The sequence below is a fragment of the Peribacillus sp. SIMBA_075 genome, assembly GCF_046534585.1.
Window position 1 is genome coordinate 1 of the sequence record NZ_JAWRYN010001258.1, and the last position, 248, is coordinate 248.

The 248-nt window shown below is 56.0% G+C and carries 1 protein-coding gene; it reads left to right on the forward strand.

Annotated features, from left to right (window positions below):
• Positions 1–248: ABC transporter permease subunit (locus SB775_RS32375; RefSeq protein WP_410865393.1), on the forward strand; the 248-nt coding region annotated here is incomplete at both ends.

Consider the following 248-nt stretch of genomic DNA (forward strand, 5'->3'; position numbering starts at 1 on the left):
TCATCCGTGGCGGGCTGCAGGCGATTTCACACGGCCAGTATGAAGCCGCCAAGGCATTGGGTCTGACCACGGCACAATCGATGCGGCTGGTCGTCTTGCCGCAAGCAATCCGCATCGTCATACCCGGACTTGTCAATCTCGCTGTGGGATTTCTGCTCACCACATCGCTGGTGACAGTGATCGGAATTTTCGATCTTCTGAATGCGGCCAAAGCTTCTGCGACCGATCCTTCATGGCTCGGCTATTAC